At 48.3% G+C, this 24,102-nt stretch carries 18 protein-coding genes; 10 read left to right on the forward strand and 8 right to left on the reverse strand.

Features of this window, described 5'->3' with window-relative positions; all coding sequences use genetic code 11:
- Positions 1 to 19 precede the first annotated feature (19 nt).
- From H608_RS0118010 to H608_RS0118020, 3 genes are all read right to left on the reverse strand, one after another.
- A complete protein-coding gene (locus H608_RS0118010) occupies positions 20 to 2,581 on the reverse strand; it encodes a tetratricopeptide repeat protein (RefSeq protein WP_028788904.1) in 2,562 nt (853 codons plus the stop codon).
- A 79-nt stretch (positions 2,582 to 2,660) separates the two neighbouring features.
- Positions 2,661 to 5,987 (reverse strand): caspase family protein, encoded by a 3,327-nt coding sequence (locus tag H608_RS0118015; RefSeq protein ID WP_028788905.1) that lies wholly within the window; start codon positions 5,985 to 5,987, stop codon positions 2,661 to 2,663.
- Between the two features lie 15 nt (positions 5,988 to 6,002).
- Complete coding sequence (locus tag H608_RS0118020; protein ID WP_155990243.1) at positions 6,003 to 6,977, reverse strand: hypothetical protein; 975 nt, start codon at positions 6,975 to 6,977, stop codon at positions 6,003 to 6,005.
- 168 nt (positions 6,978 to 7,145) lie between these two features.
- On the opposite strand from H608_RS0118020, the gene H608_RS0118025 reads away from it, so the two are divergent.
- The 6 genes from H608_RS0118025 to H608_RS0118050 all read left to right on the forward strand — a co-directional run bounded on the left by H608_RS0118025 (position 7,146) and on the right by H608_RS0118050 (position 14,824).
- A complete protein-coding gene (locus tag H608_RS0118025; protein ID WP_028788907.1) occupies positions 7,146 to 8,660 on the forward strand; it encodes a S1C family serine protease in 1,515 nt (504 codons plus the stop codon).
- 165 nt (positions 8,661 to 8,825) lie between these two features.
- Entirely contained in the window at positions 8,826 to 10,007 is a 1,182-nt protein-coding gene (locus H608_RS0118030; protein ID WP_028788908.1) for a CHASE2 domain-containing protein, read from the forward strand.
- A gap of 8 nt (positions 10,008 to 10,015) precedes the next feature.
- Positions 10,016 to 10,825 (forward strand): hypothetical protein, encoded by an 810-nt coding sequence (locus H608_RS0118035; protein ID WP_028788909.1) that lies wholly within the window; start codon positions 10,016 to 10,018, stop codon positions 10,823 to 10,825.
- 112 nt (positions 10,826 to 10,937) lie between these two features.
- On the forward strand, positions 10,938 to 12,971 hold the full coding sequence (locus tag H608_RS23860) for a caspase family protein (protein WP_051268440.1): 2,034 nt from the start codon (positions 10,938 to 10,940) through the stop codon (positions 12,969 to 12,971).
- Positions 12,972 to 13,065: 94 nt separating this feature from the next.
- A complete protein-coding gene (locus tag H608_RS0118045) occupies positions 13,066 to 13,470 on the forward strand; it encodes a hypothetical protein (protein WP_155990244.1) in 405 nt (134 codons plus the stop codon).
- A gap of 262 nt (positions 13,471 to 13,732) precedes the next feature.
- Positions 13,733 to 14,824, forward strand: coding sequence for an ABC transporter permease (locus tag H608_RS0118050; protein WP_028788911.1), 1,092 nt, complete (start codon positions 13,733 to 13,735; stop codon positions 14,822 to 14,824).
- A 154-nt stretch (positions 14,825 to 14,978) separates the two neighbouring features.
- On the opposite strand, the gene H608_RS0118055 is transcribed toward H608_RS0118050, so the two are convergent.
- Positions 14,979 to 16,085 (reverse strand): glycosyltransferase, encoded by a 1,107-nt coding sequence (locus H608_RS0118055; protein ID WP_162142898.1) that lies wholly within the window; start codon positions 16,083 to 16,085, stop codon positions 14,979 to 14,981.
- Positions 16,086 to 16,111: 26 nt separating this feature from the next.
- A complete protein-coding gene (locus H608_RS22920; protein ID WP_051268441.1) occupies positions 16,112 to 16,960 on the reverse strand; it encodes an alpha/beta fold hydrolase in 849 nt (282 codons plus the stop codon).
- An 86-nt stretch (positions 16,961 to 17,046) separates the two neighbouring features.
- On the opposite strand from H608_RS22920, the gene H608_RS0118065 reads away from it, so the two are divergent.
- Both H608_RS0118065 and H608_RS0118070 read left to right on the forward strand, forming a co-directional pair.
- Entirely contained in the window at positions 17,047 to 17,487 is a 441-nt protein-coding gene (locus tag H608_RS0118065; protein WP_028788913.1) for a MarR family winged helix-turn-helix transcriptional regulator, read from the forward strand.
- A gap of 54 nt (positions 17,488 to 17,541) precedes the next feature.
- Complete coding sequence (locus tag H608_RS0118070; RefSeq protein WP_028788914.1) at positions 17,542 to 19,335, forward strand: acyl-CoA dehydrogenase family protein; 1,794 nt, start codon at positions 17,542 to 17,544, stop codon at positions 19,333 to 19,335.
- On the opposite strand, the gene H608_RS0118075 is transcribed toward H608_RS0118070, so the two are convergent.
- Entirely contained in the window at positions 19,332 to 20,093 is a 762-nt protein-coding gene (locus H608_RS0118075) for a hypothetical protein (protein ID WP_028788915.1), read from the reverse strand. The two genes, H608_RS0118070 and H608_RS0118075, sit on opposite strands and share 4 nt — an antisense overlap.
- A gap of 190 nt (positions 20,094 to 20,283) precedes the next feature.
- Between H608_RS0118075 and H608_RS22925 the strand changes: the two genes are divergently transcribed.
- Positions 20,284 to 21,438 (forward strand): N-acetylmuramoyl-L-alanine amidase, encoded by a 1,155-nt coding sequence (locus tag H608_RS22925; protein WP_081658946.1) that lies wholly within the window; start codon positions 20,284 to 20,286, stop codon positions 21,436 to 21,438.
- A gap of 3 nt (positions 21,439 to 21,441) precedes the next feature.
- Here H608_RS22925 and H608_RS0118085 read toward each other — a convergent pair whose 3' ends face one another.
- Complete coding sequence (locus H608_RS0118085; protein WP_028788916.1) at positions 21,442 to 21,834, reverse strand: c-type cytochrome; 393 nt, start codon at positions 21,832 to 21,834, stop codon at positions 21,442 to 21,444.
- Positions 21,835 to 21,995: 161 nt separating this feature from the next.
- On the opposite strand from H608_RS0118085, the gene H608_RS0118090 reads away from it, so the two are divergent.
- Positions 21,996 to 23,021, forward strand: coding sequence for a 2-oxoacid:ferredoxin oxidoreductase subunit beta (locus H608_RS0118090; protein ID WP_028788917.1), 1,026 nt, complete (start codon positions 21,996 to 21,998; stop codon positions 23,019 to 23,021).
- A 149-nt stretch (positions 23,022 to 23,170) separates the two neighbouring features.
- Here the strand turns inward: H608_RS0118090 and H608_RS0118095 are convergent, their stop codons facing one another.
- Positions 23,171 to 24,055, reverse strand: coding sequence for a cupin-like domain-containing protein (locus tag H608_RS0118095; protein ID WP_028788918.1), 885 nt, complete (start codon positions 24,053 to 24,055; stop codon positions 23,171 to 23,173).
- Positions 24,056 to 24,102 lie beyond the last annotated feature (47 nt).

Raw genomic sequence — 24,102 nt, forward strand, 5'->3', positions numbered from 1 at the left:
GGCAAATACTTAAAACTTACTACCTTTTCCTTTTCTTCGTCAGTATCTTCTCAAACTCCGGCTCTTCCCGGATATTCCTGAGCATAATATCCGCACGTACGCCGCCGATATTATAACCGATCAGCGACATGGCTTTTTCCAGCATTTCCAGCGCTTCTTTCTTACGACCGGCTTCGGCACTCAACTGCGCCAGCCTGTAATACGCATCTCCAAACTTTTTATCCAGCTTTATTGTCGAACGGAAATATTTTTCCGCAGTCTCATATTCCTTCAATTGAAAGGATGCTTCGCCATAGTTATGATAATAAGTTGCCACCTCCGGAGCAAGACGGATGGCTTCCGCATAGCGATTGCGCGCAGCTTCGTACTCTTCCATTTTGAACAGCACATTTCCCATCTGGTTATAAGCATATGTATCCAGGCTGTCAATTTCCAGCGACTTATAAAGCGCGCCAAATGCCAGCGTATCTTTCCCCAAACGGGAAGCCGCTTCCGCATAACCTTTCCAGGAACTGGTGCTCATACTGTCCAGGTATAAAGCGGTGGCGAACATACTCAGGGCCGTGCTATCCATTTCATACTCCAGCGATAAGTTGCCAATGCTCTGATAGGTGACCGGGTTTTCGGGATCGAGGCTGGTCATTTTGTTGACATAATATGACGTGCTATCGGTATTGCCCATTCGTACATGCACCTGCATCGCGCCTTCCAGCGGATAGATGACCGTACTGTCCACCTTCATGGCCTGGTAATAATATTGCAATGCTTCGGGGTATAATTTCCGGTAAAGATGAAAATGTCCGAGCAGCGTCCACAGGTAGGGATCGTTCGGATCTTTTTTCAATCCCTGTTTGATAAAATAAACGGCCGAATCCGGTTTATTGTAAGTATGATAATACAACATGCCTATTCCGGCGTAAGTGGTCTGGTAATTACTATCGATGATAATAGCCCTGCGGAAATATTTCATTGCCGAGTCCCCGCGGCTGCGATCAGCAAAGGATACGCCGAGATTGAAAATGGGATACAACCAGTTCGGTGCAAGCTTTACACCGGTGCGGTAAGCTTTCTCCGCTTCCTCGGGCTGGCCGATAAAACTATGCATCAGGCCTTTCAGGTTATACAAATAAGCCGCCTGCGGTTTTAAAGCAATGGCGCTATCGACTTTGCGCAAGCTGAGATACTGATCTGTGCGTTTGTCGGAACGCCAGTTGGCATGCCCCTCGAGAAATAATAAGTTAACCTGTACATCCAGCGGGTTGTAATAGGCCGTATCGGCCACTTCGCGGAATACGCGCAGTTTGTTGGCGGCCGTCATGAAATAGGGATAAGTATACAGGTTGTTGTTCTGCGCTGCATTCAGGTAGGTCCGGATCACTTTGGACACATCGCCCATCAGCAGGCTGCTGAGTTCGAACTTCAATTCATTAATTACCTGCGGAGAGAGTTTCGGATGCTTCAATACCTTGTTCAATAATTCATAGGCGCTGCCGGAGCCGATAAGTTCGTCGTTGTTCAGTGCGCGCATATATTGCTGGTACCATTCCGTTAAACCAGCCGCCTTCATTTCTTCTTCGAGTCCGCCTCCGCGACCAACTGCGAGTAATGCATCTTCTTTCGTCATGCCTCCCCAGTTGCCGGCCTGCAGACGCTGCGCCAGTGCCTGTTTTTGTTCTGCCGTTACCGTGCTCAGCACCATCCCGTCGCGTTCGGTGCAGCAGTAGCGCGGGGTTTGTTTGTACTCTTTGGTGGTTTTGTCGTAGGAAGCGCGGTTCACATTTTTCTTTACATAGTCATACAACTCTGCCAACGTTACTTCACCGTCTTCCGGATCGGTATCGGCCATTCCCCTTAATCCATTGATGAAGTGCCAGGAAAATAATCCTCTGCCGCCACCCCAGCGCGCGTCTTCAAACGAGACCTGGTTGGAGGAGCAGGAAATGAATTGTATTTCTCCGGCTTTCCGTTCAAATATTTGCTGGTAAGCGATCGTAAGGCCTTCTTCTTTTCCCGGCAGTTCATTGGTGCGGCAGGCATCGGTGATCAGCACTACCTGCACGCCTTTGCGGGTTAACTCTTCGATCCGGACTTTAAGTTTATGAATATCGATGAGGCCAATGCCGGTTGAGTAATTGTTGCGGTCATTACCGGGAGGTGCGTCATACGCCAGCAGGTAAGCCTCATCGGCGCGGTAGGCATCGCCGTGGCCGGAAAAATAGATATAGAATACATCGCCCTTCTGCAGTTTGTCTTTGAACCGGTTGAATTTTTTCCAGAACTCCATGAAACTGGCCTTTTCATTCATCAGCGTATCTACATTGGCCGATGGTAGCCGGCCACCGTCCTGTGCAACCAGGTAGCGATAAAATTCGCGGGCATCTTCATCGGCATAACGCAAAGAGCGATACGTATTGATATCCTCGTAACGCGAAATACCGGTGATAAGTGCGTACGCATTACCACTGAGCTTCATGGTATCGGTGCTTTCCGTAATGGTGCCTTTGGTAACGGGCTGGGCAAACGTTAAGCAGCAGATACAACAAGCCACAAGTAGCAGCGACAGTTGGAATAACGGTTTCATAATAGCGAAATGCAAAGGGCATTTGGTGGAAAACTAGGCATTGCGGCTTTTATCTCCTATACCCGTCTCAGGGTATTCTTTACAATTCCCAGTCGTATTCGCTCGTTTCCTGCCTGGATGTAGGTTGCTGAAGGCCGTTGGTTAACTGCTCCACGCGGCGGCTTACATGTTGTCTTAATGCACTGATGCGGATACTTTCCGGTTGTTGATTGAGCGCTTCGAGAATGGCATAAGTAAACACGCCGTTGCCAAGTGTACCTCTTTCCTGTGCAAACTGCGTTCCCGCCGCCGCGGAAATAATGGTTGCCCCGGTGCCTCTGCCCACATTGATGAAAAGGGATTGCATCAGCTCAAAACTATTCTGAAGTCCGATGCGTCCGCCGTCGTCGGTGGATTCTGTAATGCCTCCTTTGGTCGTAATACCTTTTGTGGCCAGTCCGCCGGATGCTTGTTTTATTTTTTCAAATTCCTCTTTATCTACTTCTCCGCTATGGCAGGCATCGATGAGCAGCAGCTTTCTGCGCTGCGGGATGCCGTCCAGCAGGTTTTCAAGTTGCTCGTAAGGCAAGCCGTTTGATGACGGATTGCTGAATGCAATATTGTAAGTGGAGAGATAATAGTCGAACTGCTGATCCAGCAGGCCGTGACCCGAATAAGCGATCACCACTTTGTCGTTGTGATTGCCGGTTTTCAGCTTTTCTTTTAAGGCAATGATATTGTCAACGGTTACGCGTTCATCAAATAAGGTATCTGCTATGATCAGGCGGTCTCCGTATTTTTTGCGGAAGGTCGCGGTGAGGTCGCGGATATCTTTTACGCTCCAGCGGAGATTGTGTGCGCTGTCGGCAAACCGGTTGATGCCAATGCCTGCAAAGTAAAGCCGGCCTTCGGTTTCGGCTGATGACGGATAATTTACAAAAAGCGGCGTCCGGGAACTCTCCAACCCGCCCGCATCAGACAAAGCCGCCTCAATCCGGTTTTCTCCCGGAGATAAGAGGATGCTGAGGGAGGTGTCGATATTTGTGGTATTGACACGGATGCCGGTTTTGGTAAACACGGGCACCTCATTGATCCAGATATGCAAATAACCGGTTGGTGTTGTAAGCAGTCCCTTTAAATGCAAGGGAAGTTGCGGTTGTTCCTGCACGTAGCTGAGCTCGCTCCGGTTGGCAATGCCGAGCTGCGGCAATAAATTTTTTTGCGAAGCAAGACTATCGATACCCGCTTTTTTCAGCCGTTTGGTAAAAGCTTTTTGATAGGCCCGGATCAATAAAGTATCAGTCGTATTTAGAGAGGAAAGAACGAGGTCTGGCCGGTTGTAACGAAGATCAAAACTGGAAAAGGAAACAACTTTTTCATCCACCAGCATGTTTAGCCGGTTGGAGCGGCCTTTTGTTTTATAAAAGCCTTCCGGTGTGTAAACCACATATTGATCCGCGCCGAAAGAAATCCAGTTTGTTGCGGTTGCCTGTGGCTGCGTGTAGGGAATTACACGGATCTTGTTTTCGTTATTTGAAATCAGCGCGAGATATTCTTCGTTCAATGCATAATAAAACGCTTTTTCTCCTGCCGTGTTTGGCAGGGAATACATGCGGTTTTTGTCCTGCTGCCAGATGCGGATACTATCGCTGTTGAAAAACGCCATGATAAACGGATGCGCAGAGACGATCACATGTTGTGGTGCTTCTGTTACCGCGAAACTCCGATACAGCGATCCGTCCTTTTTGCTGGTAAGTGAAACAGCGGGTTTTACGGGTTCAATGCCTTTTACCATGCGGAAGAAGCGCCCGAGCCGGAGCGTATCGAACTGGTATTTTTCCATGCGGGCAAAAAAATCATTCGCCGTTTCGGCGCCGCAGGCTCTCATGTAAAAAAGATCACGGTCCATCACATCCCAGGCGGAGGTTTCCTTCGTTAAACCAGCTGCGGCGATAAAAATGTCGGGCACCTGGTAGGCCGGTAGTTTGCGCGGATCGCAGGTTTTAGGTAATCCTTCGGGATTGAAAAACGACCACTCGACATCCGAAGATCCTCTCATGGTATAACGATGAACGCCTGCACCGGCGAGTCCTTCTTTTAGTGCATCGCTCTGCGCCTTTAATAAAGAGCGTTGATCTTTATCGAACCGGAAAACAATGGCACTGCTAAAAAAACCGATATCCGGTTTTTGTACGGTGTCGACGAGATAAAGATTGTCTTTGAAGGTGTACCGGTAAACGGCACCGCTGGTGTGGTGCGAGTAAATCGTGTCTCCGGCTTCGGAAAAAGTTACATCATAAGCAATATGATCCGGTAGTGCAATTGATTGTTGCAAACCTGCGGATGACAAATCCCAGAACCTCAAAACACAACCCCGCGAACCGAAATGTGTGGTGATCATTTCGCGGTTGCCACGCAAATACACACCGGTCAACTGTGGCGTCGGATCTTCCTCGAGTTCTCCGGTTTTCTTTCCCGATTCAATATTGATCACCTCTACATTACCAAAGAAATTGCCGCAAAACAAGGAACGGTCCTGTACGCAGATGCTGGTATAAGAAGCCGGAACGGCAGACTGATAAAAACGGGATTCCGCCACTTTTCCCTCAAACGGCATTTGTAAAACGCGTTGGTTATTTGTGCCGATAAAGATTTTTTTCCTGGTACTGTCTGCATATACTCCCTGTACCAGTTCTCCTTTTTCACCGCCCTTTACGGGTATGATGGTTGATCGGATTCCCGCAGCACTGAAATCCAGGCGCAACAGATTTCCCTCGCGGGCAACAAAGGCGGTATTGTTTCCTGCAAAATCGTAACCATACATACCGGTACAGTAATTGGCGGCCGCCGCAATTTTTTTCCCGGCAGTATCAATGATTAATTGTTCATGTATACCCAGGAGATAAAGCCGGTTGGCCGTTTCTCTGATGGAAAAAACGGCGTCGGAGGAAAAAGGAATCGAGCGGTAAGGCTTGCCATTCAGCAATTGCGTTTCATTGGCAAACGAATAAATCTTTTTCTCCGACACGACTCTTACTATCGCGCCATTGCTGATTGCGCTTACACGGTCGTTAAGGATATGAGCGGATTTGCTGATTTGCCGGGCAGACAATACATGTTGCAAATCGAAAATATCCATGCCCTTGTCTCCTGCCACCAGTAGATACTGCTTGTACAATCGTGCATCATTCACTTCGTTTTGGGAAGAATTGGTGCGCAGTACTATTTTCTTCTCGGCACGATTCCACACGAGTACTCCTCCATCAGCCGCTATCACGATGTATTGTTCGCGTGAGATGGGCAATATTTTTTTTATAGCAGCCGTGAATCCTGTTTGATAGGAAATGTCAATTTTCTGGCCATGGACAACAGTATTCCAGGCGCAGGCAAACAAGAGGCATAGGAGGAACAGGAAAATTTTTTTCATGCAGGGTGTATTGGACTATTGCAGCTCGTCGGGCAATAGTTTTTGATTGATCACTTTCTGGAAATTCTTTTCATTCGATTCGAGGAGGCGACCGGCATTATCGAGCAGTACCCGGCTGACAAATACGTCTTTACTGCTTTCTTTTACGTTGACACGGATATTGTAAACGCCCTGGCTCCAGCTTTTCTTCAAATCTTTTCCATCCATATAATAACCAAAGGACCGCGGCACGATAAAGGACCGGCCGATGATACGCGTGCGGGAAGGCAGGCTGTCGTAGTAAGCTTTGAAGCCGGGATCATTGTGATCGAGCGGCGCATCCCGCAGGGTGAAATAAAATTTTCCCAATGTCACATTGTCGAAAAGCTGACCGTGTTCATTAACGTAAGAGGTAGTGAAAACGATCTCGAAGTCCATGTTGAGCTTTTTCTTTTTGCGCCGCGGAACTTTTGCTTTTGCATAATACAACTGGAACTTTTCGAGCCGAAGTCTGAACATGGAGTTGTTGATGATTTCGCTGAGGCTGGTGGTATCGAGGCGGAAAGTGGCGGTAAAAGCGGTGTCCAGTCCACCTGCTTTGTTGCGGAAGGTGCGGCACAAAGAGAAGCCGCTGAACTGCATACCTACCGGATCGAAAGCGCTTTGGGAGGATAATTGGTCATAGAAATACAGGTCGCTCAGGGAAAAAGGGTAAGCTGCAGCGTATTTACTTTTTTCATTGGCGATCATCTTTTTTACCGTATTTACGCCGAGCGAAACAAGGCTGCCGGTGGCGGAGGCCAGGGAAATACCACGGTTGCCCAGACCACGGGTGGCCAGGGTCGGGATTTCCTGCTCGCGGAGTTTGGCAAACTGTACAATATCCGGTTTCTGTTTGATCTCCATGTTTTCCCGCGAAGCGCTGACAGCCGATCCTTCCCTGGCCGAACGGCATGAAACCAGTGCCAATGCTGCCATAGCGACGAAAACGCCAACCCTTCTATCCCTCATTGTATGTTATTTTGGGAACAAAATACAGAGAAACGGTAACCCGGGGAATACCCTCTTGTACCCTTTTTGGGGTACATAAAAAATTGCGGCTTCAGGGTATTTTCGCCAGTTGACAATTGCCATACATTCGAACCGTCAATACTCATTAACCACCTTCATTTTACTAAAATGAAAAAGATTGTTTTTCTTCTTGCGGCAAGTGTCATGATGATCCCGGCCGCTTTTGCCCAAAAAACCAGCGCTTCCAAAATGCTGGACAAAGCGCTCAGCAGCGTAGTAACCGTTGCCGTGTATGAGAGTGGCGTTGGCAACAAAACCCTTGGTTTCCGTGGCAATTCTTCCGAAATGGCTTATGCACGTGCACTCGATCTTACCGGCGCACAAGGCAGCGGTTCTGGTTTTGTGATCCAGGAAAACGGCAAATACTATGTGATCACCAATGCACACGTGATCGAAAGTGCCGCCGACAAAAAAGGCAGCATCTATGTATACAGTATCAACTACACCAAATACGAAGCAAAAATTGTAGGCGGCGATTCGTTTTACGACCTGGCCGTACTGGAGTTTACCGGCAAACCGGGAGCAGAGATTACTTCTATTGCATTCCGCAAAAATGATATTGACGTGGGAGAACCCGTGTATGCCATCGGCAACCCGCTCGGGGATTATCCCTACTCCGTTTCCGAAGGAATTATCAGTGCCAAGAACCGTGTACGCGGCGGCCTGACCGGCAAATTTGGTTTTCTGCAAACAACCGCTACCGTTATCTGGGGCAACAGCGGCGGTCCGCTGGTAGATGCCAATGGCGAAGTGGCGGGCATCAACTCACAAATCGCATTTGCAGATCGTGGCGACCAGAGTATCTGGCAGCCGCAGATCAACTTTGCACTCGAAGCCGGTATCTCCCGCAGGCTGATCACCGATATTCTTACTAATAAAGGGCTGGTGAAACGAGCTTATATCGGCGTGGAAATCGCTGCGGCAAAACCCAACACATCCAACCGCAATTCACTGCGCGCTTCTGCTAATGTGGAAACCCGACCCGTGATCAGTGGCGTTGTTCCCGGAAGCCCGGCTGCTGCTGCATTAGCATCGTACAAAGGATATGTGGTGGAAGCGGTGAACGGACAGAATGTACGCAGTATTGAAGAGGTGCTGGGACAATTTGAGAAAACAATGCCCGGTCAGGATATCCAATTCCGTTTGAGCCTCAACGGCAGTACGCAAACGGTAAAAGTAACCACGCGCGCATCCAATGCCACTACAATGACCTCGATCAGTGATTATGTGTCATCGGCCTGGGGCGGTCGTTTGCTCAGCGGCACTGAAAACCTGACGATCAACTTCAATAATCCGCAGAAATATGCAGCTTATCGCAACCAGGCATCAGAAGGTATCTGGTACGTAGGCAATACCAATAACAGCTTGCCCAGCAATACACTTTTCAGTAACGACTGGATCGTGATTGCTGCGGGCATTATTTCAAAAACCGGCGGTCAGGTATGGCGTGTATCGGATGCGGCCGATCTTGCGGCGGCGTTGCGTTTGGGCGGTTCTACCGGTATTATCGACCTGGTATTGTTCCGCAAAGGCGGCAATCCGGAAGATGACAGCAATTATATCCAAAAACGTTTCGTATTATCGGGCAGTGATGCGGTGTTTAAGCAGACGCTTTGGTATTAGGGACAATCGTGAATGGTGAATCGTCAATAAGTGAATCAGTGAAGCCCCTTGCGCTTTAATAGCTCTGCCGCCTTGCGTGAAAAAAAGCGCGGGGTTTCCCGTAAAGAAGTTAAGGAGCAAGAATCCCTATTACTTATAACTTAATACCTAAAACTTACTACTTAGTTGAAAAAATACCTCTTTAAACGCGACACGCTTCTGGCTACGGCCTGCGTATTCCTGATCATGGGCCTTTTCTCGCTGTTGCCTTTGAATACGCATTTGTTTGATCCGATTAAAATGGCATTATCGGACCTGAGTTTTAATGACCTGGCGTTTTCGGTGATCAAATCGCACAAAGACAATGGTATTGATAAAAGGATCGTGGTAGTGGATATTGGGCAGTCGTCACGAGCAGATATTGCGGCTACGATTGATTCGATCAATAAAGGAAATCCTTCGACGGTAGCGCTCGATATTACGTTCGCGGGTCCGAAAGAACCGGCGGCAGATTCCGCATTGCGCAGCGCATTGAGCAATACAAAACAATTGGTGCTGGCAGAAAAGATCGCGTTTCACGGTGATAGCCTGCAAAGCGCACCGAATTATTTCCGCACACCAAATGCAACGGTTGGTTATATAAATTTCATCGGGGAAGAAGATGCCGTTATCCGGCATTACTCTCCTTCGGAAACTACAGCCGACAGCACATACCAGAGCTTTACTTCGCAGATCGTGCGCCTGAGCAACCTGCAAAGTTTCGAGCAACTGAGCCATCGCCCGCAAGGCTCAACCCTGATCACTTATCGCCGCGATGCCAGTCAATACCTGACCATCGACCATGCAGCAATGCTGCGCGGAGAAGTTGATTTGTCAGTACTAAACGGAAAGATCGTATTGGTCGGATTGGCCAATACGAATGCAAACGATATCGAAGACAAATTCTTTACACCACTTAATAAAAAGTTCGCAGGCAAATCCACTCCTGACCTGAATGGCATTTACATACATGCGAATATCCTTTCGATGGTCATGGACCAGGATTATACAAAGAAAATTCCGGGCTGGCTGATGATGCTCGTTTCGGTAATCGTTGTATGGTTGCACATGGCATTTTTCCTTAAGTATTATATTGAGAAGCATATTTGGTTTCACCTGGTGGTGAAGAGTGTACAACTGGTGTCAGCCGTGCTCTTCATCTATTTTGGCATATTGCTGATCAGTAAGGCCGGTATACAGGCCAACTTCACCATGATGCTCGGCGGTGTGGTGCTGGCGGTAGACGTATTGTATTTCTATGAGGGATTGGCACAATGGCTGCGCAAAAAATTTCATATCTCAACGGTATTTCCAGGAGACCATCATTAATATTTTTTATGAAAACGTTTTTGCTACTGCTGTGTTTGGTATTTGCGGTTGGTGCCGCCGCCCAGGACAGCCTGCTTGTTTTTGAATTGAAAGGGAAGGCGTATTTAAAAACCCTGGACAATAAAATTCAACCACTGAAAGTCGGAAATAAATTTTATGCCTATCATTCAAGACTCGAAATAGATAAAGGCAGTTCAATTACGCTGGTGAGCGATACTTACAAAGCGCTCACGTTTACAAAAAGTATGGCAATGGTTGATATCCGCAAGACGTTTCACCCCGGAAAAAATACGGACGTAACCGGAAAATACTTTGCGTATGTATGGGAGCAATTCACTCACAAACATGGGTCACCCGAAGCAGACCGGCGTAAGTATATGAGCAATGCGGGAGGAGTGGCGCGCGGTTGCCCCGGTGTGGATGCAGACCATTTGCCCGATACCATTTACTATACCGGGAAGTCTTTGGTATTTAACATTACGCATAAACTTCCCGCAGGCCGGCTGCAACTGGCTTTTCAAAATGCCGATTCAGCCTGGCGTATAAATGTTGATCCTTCGGCCGTATTTTTTCCTGCAACGGAACAGCTGAAGCCCGGCACCTCCTGGAAATGGTTTTTGCTGATCGACAGGCAACAACCGTGCAAGGAAGGTGTAATCATTTATATGACACGTGCCCAATACCTGCTCAAAGAAAAGGAACTCAACAAGCAGGTGATCGTATCTGATCCGCTGGAGGCCTCGAATATGCTGGCTTTCCTCCTGGAGGCGTCGGGCTACCTGGATGCCGCGCAGGACATTTACCGCAACAATCATTAACAAATTGCAAATACCCAAAAGGGGGTATTGGGCTGCCTTATCAAAGCGGGTACTTTTAACCCTGAAAATAACAGTGACTGTTTTTTCGCTCAAACCAGTAAATCAGCCAACCATGCGTTCACTTTTCTTCACCTTTCTGATCCTGCTCGGCCTTGGGGCCATGGCGCAGAAGAAGCATGCGCTGATCATCGCCATCGGTGATTATCCCGATCCGGAAGTCAATATGTGGAAGCCCATCAGTTCCGCCAATGACGTTCCCCTCGTCCGCGGAGCCCTGGAAGCGCAGCAGTTCAATGATATTGCCGTGCTGCAGGACAAACAGGCCACCAAGCAGGGTATCGTGGATGCGCTTGACAAACTTATTGCCAACGCAGGTTTGGGAGATGTGGTAGTGATTCATATTTCCAGCCACGGCTCACAAATTGAAGACGACAATGGGGACGAAGCCGACGGCCTCGACGAAGCGATCGTTCCTTATGGCGCCACCTATACCTATGATCCGGAAGAATTTTCTAAATATGCACCCGGTTATCTGCGCGATGATGAATTTGGAGAAAAGATTACCCGGCTCCGCAACAAACTGGGCAAGGACGGTGATCTGCTGGTGGTGATCGATGCCTGTCATTCCGGCTCGGCCACGCGCGATGTGGATCCGGCCAATGCACCACTGGTCCGCGGCGGTTTTCAACCGATCGTCAGCAGCTCATTCAAAACGAACAACGCCAGCAGAGGCAATAATACAGACTTCCGCGAGTCCGGCGCTACCGCTCTTTCCGATGTAGCATCGCCTTATGTCGTGATCTCCGGAGCGCAGGCATCAGAAAAAAATTACGAATGCTGGAGCGACGACCGCAAGCCCGTCGGCTCACTATCTTATGCATTCAGCAAAGCACTCGCCTCTAAAGACGAAAAAGTAAGCTACCGTACACTGTTCTCTTCCATCGAAAATATCATGCTGAGTAAGGCACCGAAACAACGCCCGGTGCTCGAGACCGACAATTCCGACCGCGGTATTTTTTCCAACCGCTTTATCTCACAGAAATTGTATTACACGCTCGACCTGCGTGAAAGTTCCGCCAGCGAATTTTTGGTAAATGCGGGTGCCGTAGCCGGTCTTACCAAAGGTTCTGTCGTGAAACTCTACCCTGTTGGCACCACCGATCCATCGGGAAAAAAAGAACTGGCGACAGGTAAGATCACACAGGTTGACAATTTCAAAGCAACACTGAAGCTCGACAAACCCAATGAAGCGCTACTGGAAAAAGGAGCCTGGGCGTTTGTTACCGAACTCGCCTACGGAAATGATAAAGTGCGTCTGTCCGTAAAAGACGTCAACGGCAGCAAACGCAAAGTAGCGGAAGGGCTCAAAGACTTCAAACTGGTTGACTTTACCGGTCCGTACGACCTGGAGCTATCGCCATCGTCCGATGGTAAATGGCACCTGAAGTACACTACATCCGGAGATGCATTCGGCGAGGCAGTTGATTTTACAACAGCCGACGGTATAGCCAAATTGAAAGAGGCGATCAAAACATTTGACAAGGTCCGCTATCTCCGCAACATGGATATAACTGAAGCCGGTCTCAAGGCCCAGGTAGATATGTTGCTGGTAAAAGACGGCGAAGTAGATGAAGCGCTGACAAAATCGCGCTATGTAAACGGCCGGCTTGAATTGCGTGTGGGCGACCAGGTGCGTTTGCGCGTGATCAATACGGGTGACAAAGCATTTTATGTAAATGTGGTAGACATCCAGCCCGACGGCATCGTGAATCCCATTTTGCCCAATAAAAAATTAAAAGACCGCAACAAACGGCCGGCACCTGTTACCGCAGCAGATTGCCGCGTGGAAAAAGGCGACACATTGAATATCCTCAACACGATGGCCATCACGATAGGTCCGCCTTTAGGCAACGAAGTGTTCAAAGTATTCCTGTCTTCCGACATGCTCGACCTGGAAGAAATACTGGTAACGGCACGTGCAGAAGAATTGAAGGGAACACAGGGACGCGGCACATTTACAAAACTGGAGTCGCTGTTCAAAGGAGCGGAAGTGAATGATAAAGGTACCCGCGGCGGAGACGTAAATGTGGAGACGGAACAGACCGGTACAACGTTCAGCAAACCGTTCACGATTGTCGCTAAATAAATGTTAAGTACGGAAACGGAATATGTAAAACAACAACGCTTACGAATCATACCAATAAACAAACCAATTTATCAAAAATCAAAACATCAATCAAATGAAAAGAGTCACATTAGCAGCACTCATGGCAATCTTCTCTATGGCTTTCTTCGCCACCACAGCCACTGCACAGGAAAGACCTGTTGAAGAAGTAAAAGGCAAAGCTGCTCCCGCATCACGCGGCACCAATCCTAACATCAAATCAAAACGTCCGACTGTTGACAAGGAAGAAACAAAAGACCGTTCTGCGTCTTGTGATGTTTATTTCTCTAACTACACCGGTTATTATGTAGATGTTTATATCGCAGGTTACTATCGTGGTACCATGGCACCTTATGGCTACCTGACGGCTACTACCTCATTGGCCAGTCCTGCTGTTTATTGTGTAACAAGCGGTGGTAAATATGAGTGGAACTTTGTTCACAACTGTGCGACCAATCCGATGCAGAAACTGTATCTGTAAGGCTGGTCATAAGTAATAAGTATTAAGTTGTAAGTAAACAGCCATGGTTCACCATGGCTGTTTTTTTGTTGGCGGAGAGCGGTTTAGGGTTATATAGGTGCTTTACTGATCTTGTCGAGACATAAACTACCACACTGTTACCCGGAGCATCAACTGCCCTGGTTCGTGTATACACGAACCAGGGAGGTGTCATGATGATTGTTGTATTCTCTTATTCACGATTCACGATTGACGATTCACGTAAAAAGTATATCTTTCTCGCATGAGCGCAGGAGCACATTCGTTCTGGCAGGCCGCCTGGAAAAGACTAAAGAAAAATAAAGGAGCAATTTCCGGACTGATCGTTATTGGTATCTCGATCCTGGTGGCCGTGTTCTGTTATTTTATCGCGCCCGATTCTTCCCCTTATGCCAACCGTATCATCCTCGAGATCGATGGTGAAAAACCCGGTTTCCGCCAGACGCTGCTCAAAGTCCGCAAAGACCGGGAAGTGCCGTCAACAGGCTTTTTCAGGCGGTTGATGAACGGAAAGGAAGACCCTTACTATTACGTTCCCATTACATCATACGAGGAAAAAGGTGACAGTCTCATTGCGCAGAAATTCATTGATGAAGGCGTTTCGGAGCGGCAGGCCTACGCACGTGCTCAGCTACCGGCCGAACCCGTAGTGAATAAAACCTATGTACTGGGCACCGATAGTTATGGCCGCGATATTCTCAGCCGGCTGATCGTCGGCACGCGCATCAGCCTGAGTGTAGGTTTGATCACCGTGATCATATCCATCAGCATCGGTTTATTGCTGGGATCGCTGGCGGGCTATTACCGCGGACGGACAGACGAAATCATTATGTGGTTCATCAATGTGATCTGGAGCATTCCTACCTTATTGCTGGTTTTTGCTATCACCCTGGCGCTGGGCAAAGGATTCTGGCAGGTGTTCATCGCGGTGGGACTCACCATGTGGGTGAATGTGGCCCGCCTCGTAAGAGGACAGGTAATGGCCGTGCGCGAACTTGAATACATTGAAGCAACAAGGGCATTAGGGTTTTCGGATGCGCGCGCTATAGCACGGCATATCTGGCCCAACATCATCGGACCGGTGATGGTAATCGCGGCATCCAATTTCGCTTCAGCTATTGTTATTGAAGCAGGACTCAGTTTTCTGGGCGTAGGCGTACAACCACCGCAACCCAGCTGGGGCCTCATGATCAAGGAAAATTATAATTTCATCATCACCAATAATCCCATGATCGCCTTAGCGCCCGGCTTCGCGATCATGCTGCTCGTGCTCGCCTTTAATTTATTGGGAAATGGATTGCGCGATGCGCTGAATGTACGCGGGAGAGTGAGCTGAGGACAAATGTGAAAATGTGTAAATGTGGAAATGGATACGCACCTGGCTCAATCAATGTTCAATTCCTGAGGCTTCCAAAGGGGCACGAAAGGTCGCCCATTCGCGAGACTTCGGCATTGGCATTTTCACATTTACACATTTCCACATTGCGGTATTACCGCACCTTCCTTCCTTTCCACTCATAACCACCTGCCACACCCAGAAATCCTGCGATCACTGTATAACCAATATGTAAAGGCTGTAAAAATAAAAACTTCAGCAGGCTGACTGGTGTTTTGAAAAAACGCGCAACACTGTACACAAACGGATACTCTACCAATGCTTTGGCAATAATCAATACAAGTGCCGCTACCCAATACATCGAACAAAAGAATCCGGCGATCAATAGCACCGGTAAACTCAGGTTTAATAAATAGACCAATACAAGCACGGCAATAATTCTTTTGTCATCATAAAAGGAAGCCTTGCTGGCCCAGCGGATGCGTTGATTCAAAAACGCGCGCCAGCTATGAACGGGTGCTGTTTTGATGATTACATCAGGACTGCTCAGATACCCGATCCTGTCCGTATAGCGTTGCCAGATCTTGTGCATGAGCAGCATGTCGTCACCGGAAGCAATGTGATCGATGCCGCTGTAACCATTTACTTCATAAAAAATATCACGGAGATAAGCCATGTTGGCGCCGTTGCACATCGAATGAACGCCCTGCTGTACGGACGCACCTGTAATGCCTTGCAGGATCATGAAATCAAGTGCCTGAAACTGTTCTACCAGCGGCTTTCCGGCTTCGATCGATACGGGCGCCACGATGAAGGCCGCATTTGTTTGTTGTTGAAAAGCGGCGATGGTGCTCAGCCAGTATTTGCCTGCCACACAATCCGCATCGGTGGTTACGATCAGTTGACCTTTTGCCGCGGCCACGCCCTGCTCCAGCGCTTTTTTCTTATAAGAATTGATATCGTCCTCCTGTAGCCTGATCACATGCACTCCGGCATATTGTGCGGCAAGGGCAGCCGTATCGTCGGTGGAATGATCATCGATCACGATGATCTCGTATTGTTCTGCAGGATAATCCTGTTGCTGCAGTGAATCGAGGAGCCGGCCGATGTTGGCAGCTTCATTCCGGGCGGGAATGAGCACCGAAATAGAAATCGAAGCCTGCTGCCGGGGACGAAACAACGGAATGCGCTGCCACGCACTGCGGTAGTAAAATAGCAGGCAGGCATACAAGACCAGCAAAAATACAATGAGTGAATACAAGACCATGAGTTGCAAAAATGCCGTAATTATCGATTCTCTCCTTGTTTTGGCAAAGGATCTTTCCCGTCGAGTGCATCAATGATGGCCGTTGCATGTTTAGGATGCAGCACCTGGTGACCGGCCTCCAGCAAGGTAATGTTAACCAGTTCCTCCACACCACGACGGAACTTTTCACCACGCACCGGCAAAATAATGCGATCGTAGCGGCCATAGATCAGCTCTGTGGGAATGCGGTGCCGGCGTATTACCGCTTTTACTTCAGACAAAGAAGGACGGATATGGCGCAGTGTCATCCAGCGCTGATATAACTGTTGACGCACGGTAGCATCGCCAATATAATAATCTACAAACTTATAAATGCTGGTGTTGACCAGCCGCAGCTTCTTCAATACTTTCAGCAATGCGTAAAACCAACCGGGTTTGCGCATGGTATAGGCAAAAAGTTGTTTGCCTGCCCAGCTTTGTGTAGCCAGCCAATACCAGGGATTTACTTTTAATCCATCCGGTGCCAGCAACACGATCCGCTGCAAGGGAAGGAAATCCTGTTGCGTAAGATAAAGTGCGAGGCGTCCGCCGAGACTAAATCCGAGCAGGTATACCGGCACCTGTTGGCCGGGAAAATGTGCTTCGATCAAACCGGTAATCAATGCCTGGAGATCACCGGGTGAAAGGCTTTCTGCATTCCAGTGGGTGTGACCATGGAAGGGCAGATCGGGTGCGATAAAAGTGTAGCGGTCACCGGCTGTTTCTTCCAGGAAAGTAAAGCGTTCGGCGGATTCACCGTAGCCGTGGAGGCAGATCACAACCGTGCTGCCACTCCCGAAAACGAGGTAGCTGACAGTGGAATTACCGCAGGAAATCGACGCGCTGAACATGAAGAAACGGGTAAAATTATTTTTTGGAAAAATAAAGGAACTATCCGAAAATAAAGTTATTTTTGGATAGTTGCACAAACAACTATATGCCAAACAACCATTTTAAAAGAGGCGAGCTTTACAGCTTCATTACGGGAAAGGCGTCCATCGCCATTGCCCGCAGGTTGCAGAAGAAGTTCAACGGAGCCGGGCTCAATCTCACCATTGAGCAATGGAGTGTTTTGTATCACCTCTGGAAAGCGGATGGCATCAGCCAGCAGGAACTTTGCAAGGCCACCTTCCGCGATAAGCCCAGCATCACCCGCCTGGTAGACAACCTTGAAAAAGCCGGACTCGTTAAACGCGTTGCTTCTGAAAACGACCGCCGCATCAATTGCATTTATCTTACCAAACAGGCGCAGAAGCTGCAACAGCAAAGCATGGACATCGCCGAAGAAACGCTCAACGAAGCGCTGGATACGGTAGACCCGGAAAAAATCGAAATATGTAAACAGGTATTGCAGGTGGTTTATGATAACCTTAAATAACCGCTGCAGTGATTTATAAACGATTGAATTTTTTAACCGCTTAATATTTTTGCCATGAGTACCGCAACGCCCGCAAAAACAACCCTGAAGGGAGGTGAATGGCTGATCAAAGCATCGGCTCCCGGTGATACGTTTATCCCGGAAGAGTTTTCTGAAGAACAACGGATGATCCGCGACATGTGCGACCAGTTCCTGGACGCAGAAGTGTATCCGATCCTCGACAAGATCGACTCGCTCGAACCCGGTCTGATGAAATCACTGGTGACCAAAGCGGGCGAACAAGGTTTGCTGGCTACCTCTTTCCCCGAGGAATACGGCGGATTGGGTAAGGATTTTATTACGTCCACCATCATCAACGAATACCTCGGTGGGGGACATTCTTTTTCCGTCGCCATCGCCGCACACACCGGTATCGGTACACTGCCTATTCTTTATTTCGGTACTCCTGAGCAGAAAGAAAAATATATTCCCAAGCTGATCACAGGCGAGTGGGCAGGTGCTTACGGTCTTACAGAACCCAACAGCGGCAGTGATGCCCTCGGGGCCAAGACCACCGCACGCCTCAGTGACGACGGTAAATATTACCTGCTCAACGGCCAGAAATGCTGGATCACCAACGGCGGTTTCGCTCAGGTATATACGGTATTTGCAAAGGTAGACGGCGATAAGTTTACCGGTTTCATTGTTGACCGCGGCACCGAAGGGTTCACACAAGGCCCCGAGGAACAGAAAATGGGCATCAAAGGTTCTTCTACCGTCCAGCTCTATTTCCAGGACGCAAAAGTGCCCGTGGAAAATGTATTGGGTGAAATTGGTAAGGGACATAAGATCGCGTTCAACATTCTGAACATCGGTCGCCTGAAACTTTGCGCAGCAGCATTGGGTGGCGCCAAACGCGCGATCGGTACCAGCATTGAATACGCCCGCACTCGCGAGCAATTCAAACAACCGATTGCCAATTTTGGTGCTATTAAATACAAACTCGCCGAGATGGCGATCCGTGCTTTCGTGGCGGAATCGGCATTGTACCGTACCGCCGCATGGGTGGATGAGAAAGAAAAAGAATTACTGGATGCAGGTCAGCCCTTTAATGAAGCATTGCTCGGCGCCGCTGAAGAATATGCGATAGAATGTGCCATTCTCAAAGTATATGGTAGTGAAGTACTGGATTATGTGGTGGACGAAGGCGTGCAGATCCACGGCGGCAACGGTTTCAGCGCCGAGTACAATATTTCCCGCGCTTACCGCGACAGCCGCATCAACCGCATTTACGAAGGTACCAACGAGATCAACCGCCTGCTCACACTCGATATGACCTTGAAACGCGCTATGCAGGGTCGCCTCAACCTGATGGGTCCCGCCATGGACGTGCAGAAAGAACTGATGAGCATTCCCGATTTCGGTGCGCAGGACGATGCCCCTTTTGCAGCGGAACAAAAACTCGTTGCCAACCTGAAAAAAGCAATCCTCGTAGCTGCCGGCGCCGCCGTACAGAAACTGATGGCGAAAGTGGAAACCGAACAGGAGATCCTGATGAATCTTGCAGACATGGCCATCGCCACTTTCAATGCGGAAAGCGTATTGCTGCGTGTGATGAAAATGCAGGAAGAAAAAGGAGAAGCGGCTACCGCGATTTACACCGATATCATGCGCACCTATCTCTATGATGCTGCGGATGCGGTCAACAAAGCAGGAAGAGATGCCGTGAATTCTTTTGCCGAGGGAGATGAACAGCGAATGATCCTGATGGGTATTAAACGTTTTACTAAAGCAGAGCCTTTCAATATTAAAGAAGCACGCCGCCGTATTGCCGACAAGATGATCGCCGACGGACGGTATAATTTTTAAAGGAACTGGTTAAATTGTTCACGCGGAAACAGAGCTGCCTCCAATGAGGTGGCTCTTTTCATTGGCTGTTGCCCGTAGATCATGTTTAATTCCCTGCGGGTGATCTGCAGTTCGCGCAGCCGCCGTACCCTTCCGGCTTCAAAGAATAAACCGACGGCAAAGAATCCCGAGCTGAGCAGTGATGCCATGAAGTAGATAATCAATACATCGGCCGGTGAACTTCCTTTGATGAGGAAGAAGATAATATACAACATCGTATAACAGCCGAACCCGAACAACAATGATGCGGACATGAAAGCTTTGCCAGTCGAGCGCTGGCGATGAACGGCAACGCGGATATGCTGCCAGGTAAGAATGGCCGTAAATACCAGGCATAAGAAATGCGCCGGTGCAATTGTGTAAAGCGTGGTGTGACGGTTGTAACCATGTATGCTGATCATTACAGCCGTGTAGGCAAGGCATATTGCAAATGATATAGCTATAACGCGTTTGAATCTTTTCGACGAAGGCATATAAACCAGAAACAGCAGCATCAGCAGGTTATCAAACAGGTTGTTGGTGACATAGCACCACTCACGGAATGCTGTATTTAATGGAATAAAATCTATTGAACACAGGTTGAAAAGCAACGTAAGCAGGAAGTAAATGCCGAGTGCAGGAAATGTCTGGTAGGAAACGAGACGGTATACCAGGATAAACAACAGCGGCACCACTGTTACAATAGAAGAAAAGATGCCCATTATGTCGTTACCATTCATGTTATTCGTTTTTCTGATAGGATAAGGTTAGATCGCCCGCAAAAACTTGCAATCCTATGCAATGATAACGCAATACTGGCGTCCATAGTACTAAAAACGAATGTCTTATATAAAATCGGGTAAAACCTTGTGACCCCTCCGTATTTATACGCAAACAGTTTTTCAGGTGTTTTTATGTTACTTTGACGTGATGATACGATGTATGCTTCTTTGTTGTTTGCTGTCGCTCTCCAAATTGTTCGCGCAGCCCGTTTTTATTTCAGGACAAACCACCGGTGATTATCCCTATCTCGATTATGGTCTTGGTGAAGACCGTTTAGGCGGAGCCAAGATGACTTACCTCGATACCGCTGTGCGTGTCCGCGTTGTCGACAGCGTCAGATCGACTTATAAAGTTCAGTTGTCAACCAATCATTTTGCTTACCTGCCAAAGCAGCATTTCCGCAGGGATACAGCGGTTTGGAAGCCTTACCATCTCACCGGCAGTTGGCATGTATCGGGTGATGATCGTTATGATTATGTAAAGATCGGTTTGGATGAACGACTGCCTTATACAAGCAGACAGGAAATCTCGCCTTCAAGAATTGTGGTGGATATTTTTGGTGCTACCAGCAACACGAATTGGGTCACACAATTGAAGACCGTTAAAGAAATAAAGAACGTTTATCACGAGCAAATTGACGATGATGTTTTTCGCGTGATCATCGAATTGCAGCACCCGACACATTGGGGCCATTCTGTGTATTATGAAGGCCGCCGGCTGGTCGTCCGCATAAAACAGCAACCGAAAAGTCTCAAACTCAAAAACCTCAAAATAGCCATCGATGCCGGTCACGGCGGTAGTAATACCGGCGCGCGCGGCCTGCAGACAGGCATCCTCGAAAAAGATTATACTTTGCTGATGGCGAAGGCGTTGCAGGAAGAATTGACAAAGAAAGGCGCCGAAGTTTTCATGACCCGTTCCACCGATACTACTTTGTCGATGAATGAAAGGCTGGCCCTCGTGCAGGGTTCCCAACCCGATCTGCTGATCAGCATTCACCTGAATTCGTCGGGTCGCGCCACAGTAAAAGGCACCAGTACCTATTACCGCTATATCGGCTTCCGGCCCTTGTCAACGGCAGTATTGAATGAAATGTATAAACTGGATCTTGCCGACTTTGGCAATATCGGGAGTTTCAATTTTACGCTGAATGGCGCTACAGATTTTCCCAATACCCTGGTAGAAGTGGCTTTTCTTAGCAATGCGGAGGATGAAGCGAGAATCCGGGACGAAAAATTTCAGAAGAATGTGGGCCGCCAGATCCGCAAAGGGATCGAGCAATGGCTCAAAGGTATTCGTTGATCGTTACATGCCTGCGGGATAAGGATCGCCGCGATGGCAGGTATTGCAGGTCACTACATTCAGATAGGCCGGATGTTTGGTGCGGTCGTAGTAGAAATAATCCCTGTTGATAGAGATCGTCAGGCGGATCATTTTGCGTCCTTCTTCTTTCATCTGATTATCGTCTGCAGCGTAGTCGAGACTGTCTTTGATGGTTTTATGCGGTGAATGGCAGAAGGAACAGGAGACTCCGAGCGCCTTGTTGTAGGTCTGCATCAGGCTGTCCAGCGCTTTATCACTGATGTCTTTTGGCAATACCTTCAGGTTGCGGGCGGGTCGGTCGAGCCGGCCGGCGGCTACGCCGGCAATCACCAGCAGGCTGAGAATCCCTATCACTTTCCATTGAGTCAGTTTCATAATCAAATCAATTCTGGTTAATTACCGGACGACCGGTGTATCGTAAAGGTGGCGTTAAAATAACAATTGTTTGGACGTCAGCGCGGAAATTCCGCATCCCGGAAGCGCATTTTTTGCAAAACCTACCGGCCTTTCAGTACCTTTGCAGGCAATATTTTATTATGTCTGATGTAATTGCTGCGCCGTTGACGGCCAAAGATTTTGCGACGGACCAGGAAGTGCGCTGGTGCCCGGGTTGTGGTGACTATTCTATCCTGGCCCAGGTACAGAAGGTAATGCCCACGCTTGGCATTCCCCGTGAGAATGTGGTGATCATTTCGGGTATCGGCTGCAGCAGCCGTTTCCCTTATTACATGAATACCTACGGCATGCACTCGATCCATGGCCGTGCTACGGCTATTGCATCAGGATTGAAAGCCAGCCGTCCGGAACTGAGCGTATGGATCGTGACCGGCGACGGTGACAGTCTCAGCATCGGTGGTAACCACACCATCCATTTGCTGCGCCGCAATTTCGACGTGAACGTGCTGATGTTCAACAACCAGATTTATGGCTTGACCAAGGGGCAATACTCACCTACTTCTGAAGAAAACAAGGTGACGAAGTCTACGCCGATGGGAAGTATCGACCATCCCTTCAATCCGCTGGCACTGGCGATGGGCGCGGATGCGAGTTTTGTGGCCCGCACTATGGACCGCGACCCGAAGCACCTGCAGGCAATGTTGCTGCGTGCCAATCAACACAAGGGCGCATCTTTTCTCGAGATCTACCAGAACTGTAACATCTTCAACGATGGTGCATTTGAAATATTCACGGAGAAAGGCTCCAAGCCGGTAGAAACTTTATTTGTGGAAAACGGCAAACCGCTCACTTTTGGTGCAGCGGGAGAAAAAGGACTTCGCCTCGATGGCTTTACGCCGAAAGTAGTTGACCTCAGCGAAGGCTTCAGCACCGACGACCTCTGGGTGCATGATGAAACAGATATTTACAAAGCACAGATATTAACCCGCATTTTCGACGACCCGCGTTCGGAAGGGCACCTGCCTCGTCCGTTTGGTGTGTTCTATGCAAAAGAGCGCGCCTGTTATGAGGACATGATGGCCATGCAACTGGAAGAAGCCAAATCACGCAAAACAGCGGATCTGGATGCGCTGCTGCGTGGTAAAGAGGTATGGACGATAGGATAATGTGAAAATGTGCCCTTCCTCCGGAAGGGTTGATGTGGAAATGTGAAAAATGAAATACAATTGTAGTATTTCGGCGCTTATGTATTCTTCCACGACCTTATGGATATAGTACTCTCTATTTCCATTTCCACATTTTCATATTTGCACATTTACACATTCTTTCGAAGCTCCGCTTCTGCATACTGAAACACTTTCTTCTTCTTATTCTCATACCACCATTTGGGAACGGTTTTTTTCATGAGTGTGTCGATGCTGCGCATGCCGAAGAGGTTCCAGGCACCGCGGAGTTTACCTGCGAGTGAGGGCTGCAAAGCGCGAAGGCTCATGGCAAATCCACTGTCGATATACTCCATGTGATGCCAGTAGCCTGCCGGCATAAACAAAGTGTCGCCGTGTTCCAGTATCGTTTCAAATCCATTGGCGAGTTTAAGCGCAGGAAATTTCTCGTAGTCTGGAGTGCCGTTGCCTTTATAATAATGGGAAAAATCAGCAAGGCTTAATACCTCGAAAGGTTTGCGGTAAAGCTTGTGCTGTTCTTCATAAGGAAAAAGCAAAACACGTTTTCTGCCGGCAAACTGTGTATGGAGAATATGCGACATATCGATGTCGAAATGCATATGGGTGATGCTGGTGGCTCCTCCTGTGAACAACATCGGGTATTTTTTTACAAAACCCTTCATCAGGTGTTCCGGCCAGGTGAAATCTTTTGTGAGTTGCGGTGCGTGATCAAAAATGTTGAAGAGGAAAATCCGCCATCCCGCCGGTCCCTGCCTGATCATGTCGATGTACTCACCGAATGTTTTATAATCATCGGCTGTATTGATAGGTGTGTAGGCATCGCTTTTCACATTATTGTATAGCGGAACGCGCTGATCACCTACCAGCTCTTTAAAATAATCCCAGTTCCATTTTGTATAGGCAGGCCAATCGTGTGATAAATTCTTTATGATCAGAGGTTGTCCACTATTATAAAAATCCTTTTTAAAGACGGCCTGCGAAATGGAATCAACTGTTGTAACCGGCTTCAATTGCATGACAGTGATTTAAAATAATTCAAAAGTCAAAAGGCAAAATTCAAAAT

Source organism: Terrimonas ferruginea DSM 30193 (genome assembly GCF_000425585.1).
GTDB lineage: Bacteria > Bacteroidota > Bacteroidia > Chitinophagales > Chitinophagaceae > Terrimonas > Terrimonas ferruginea.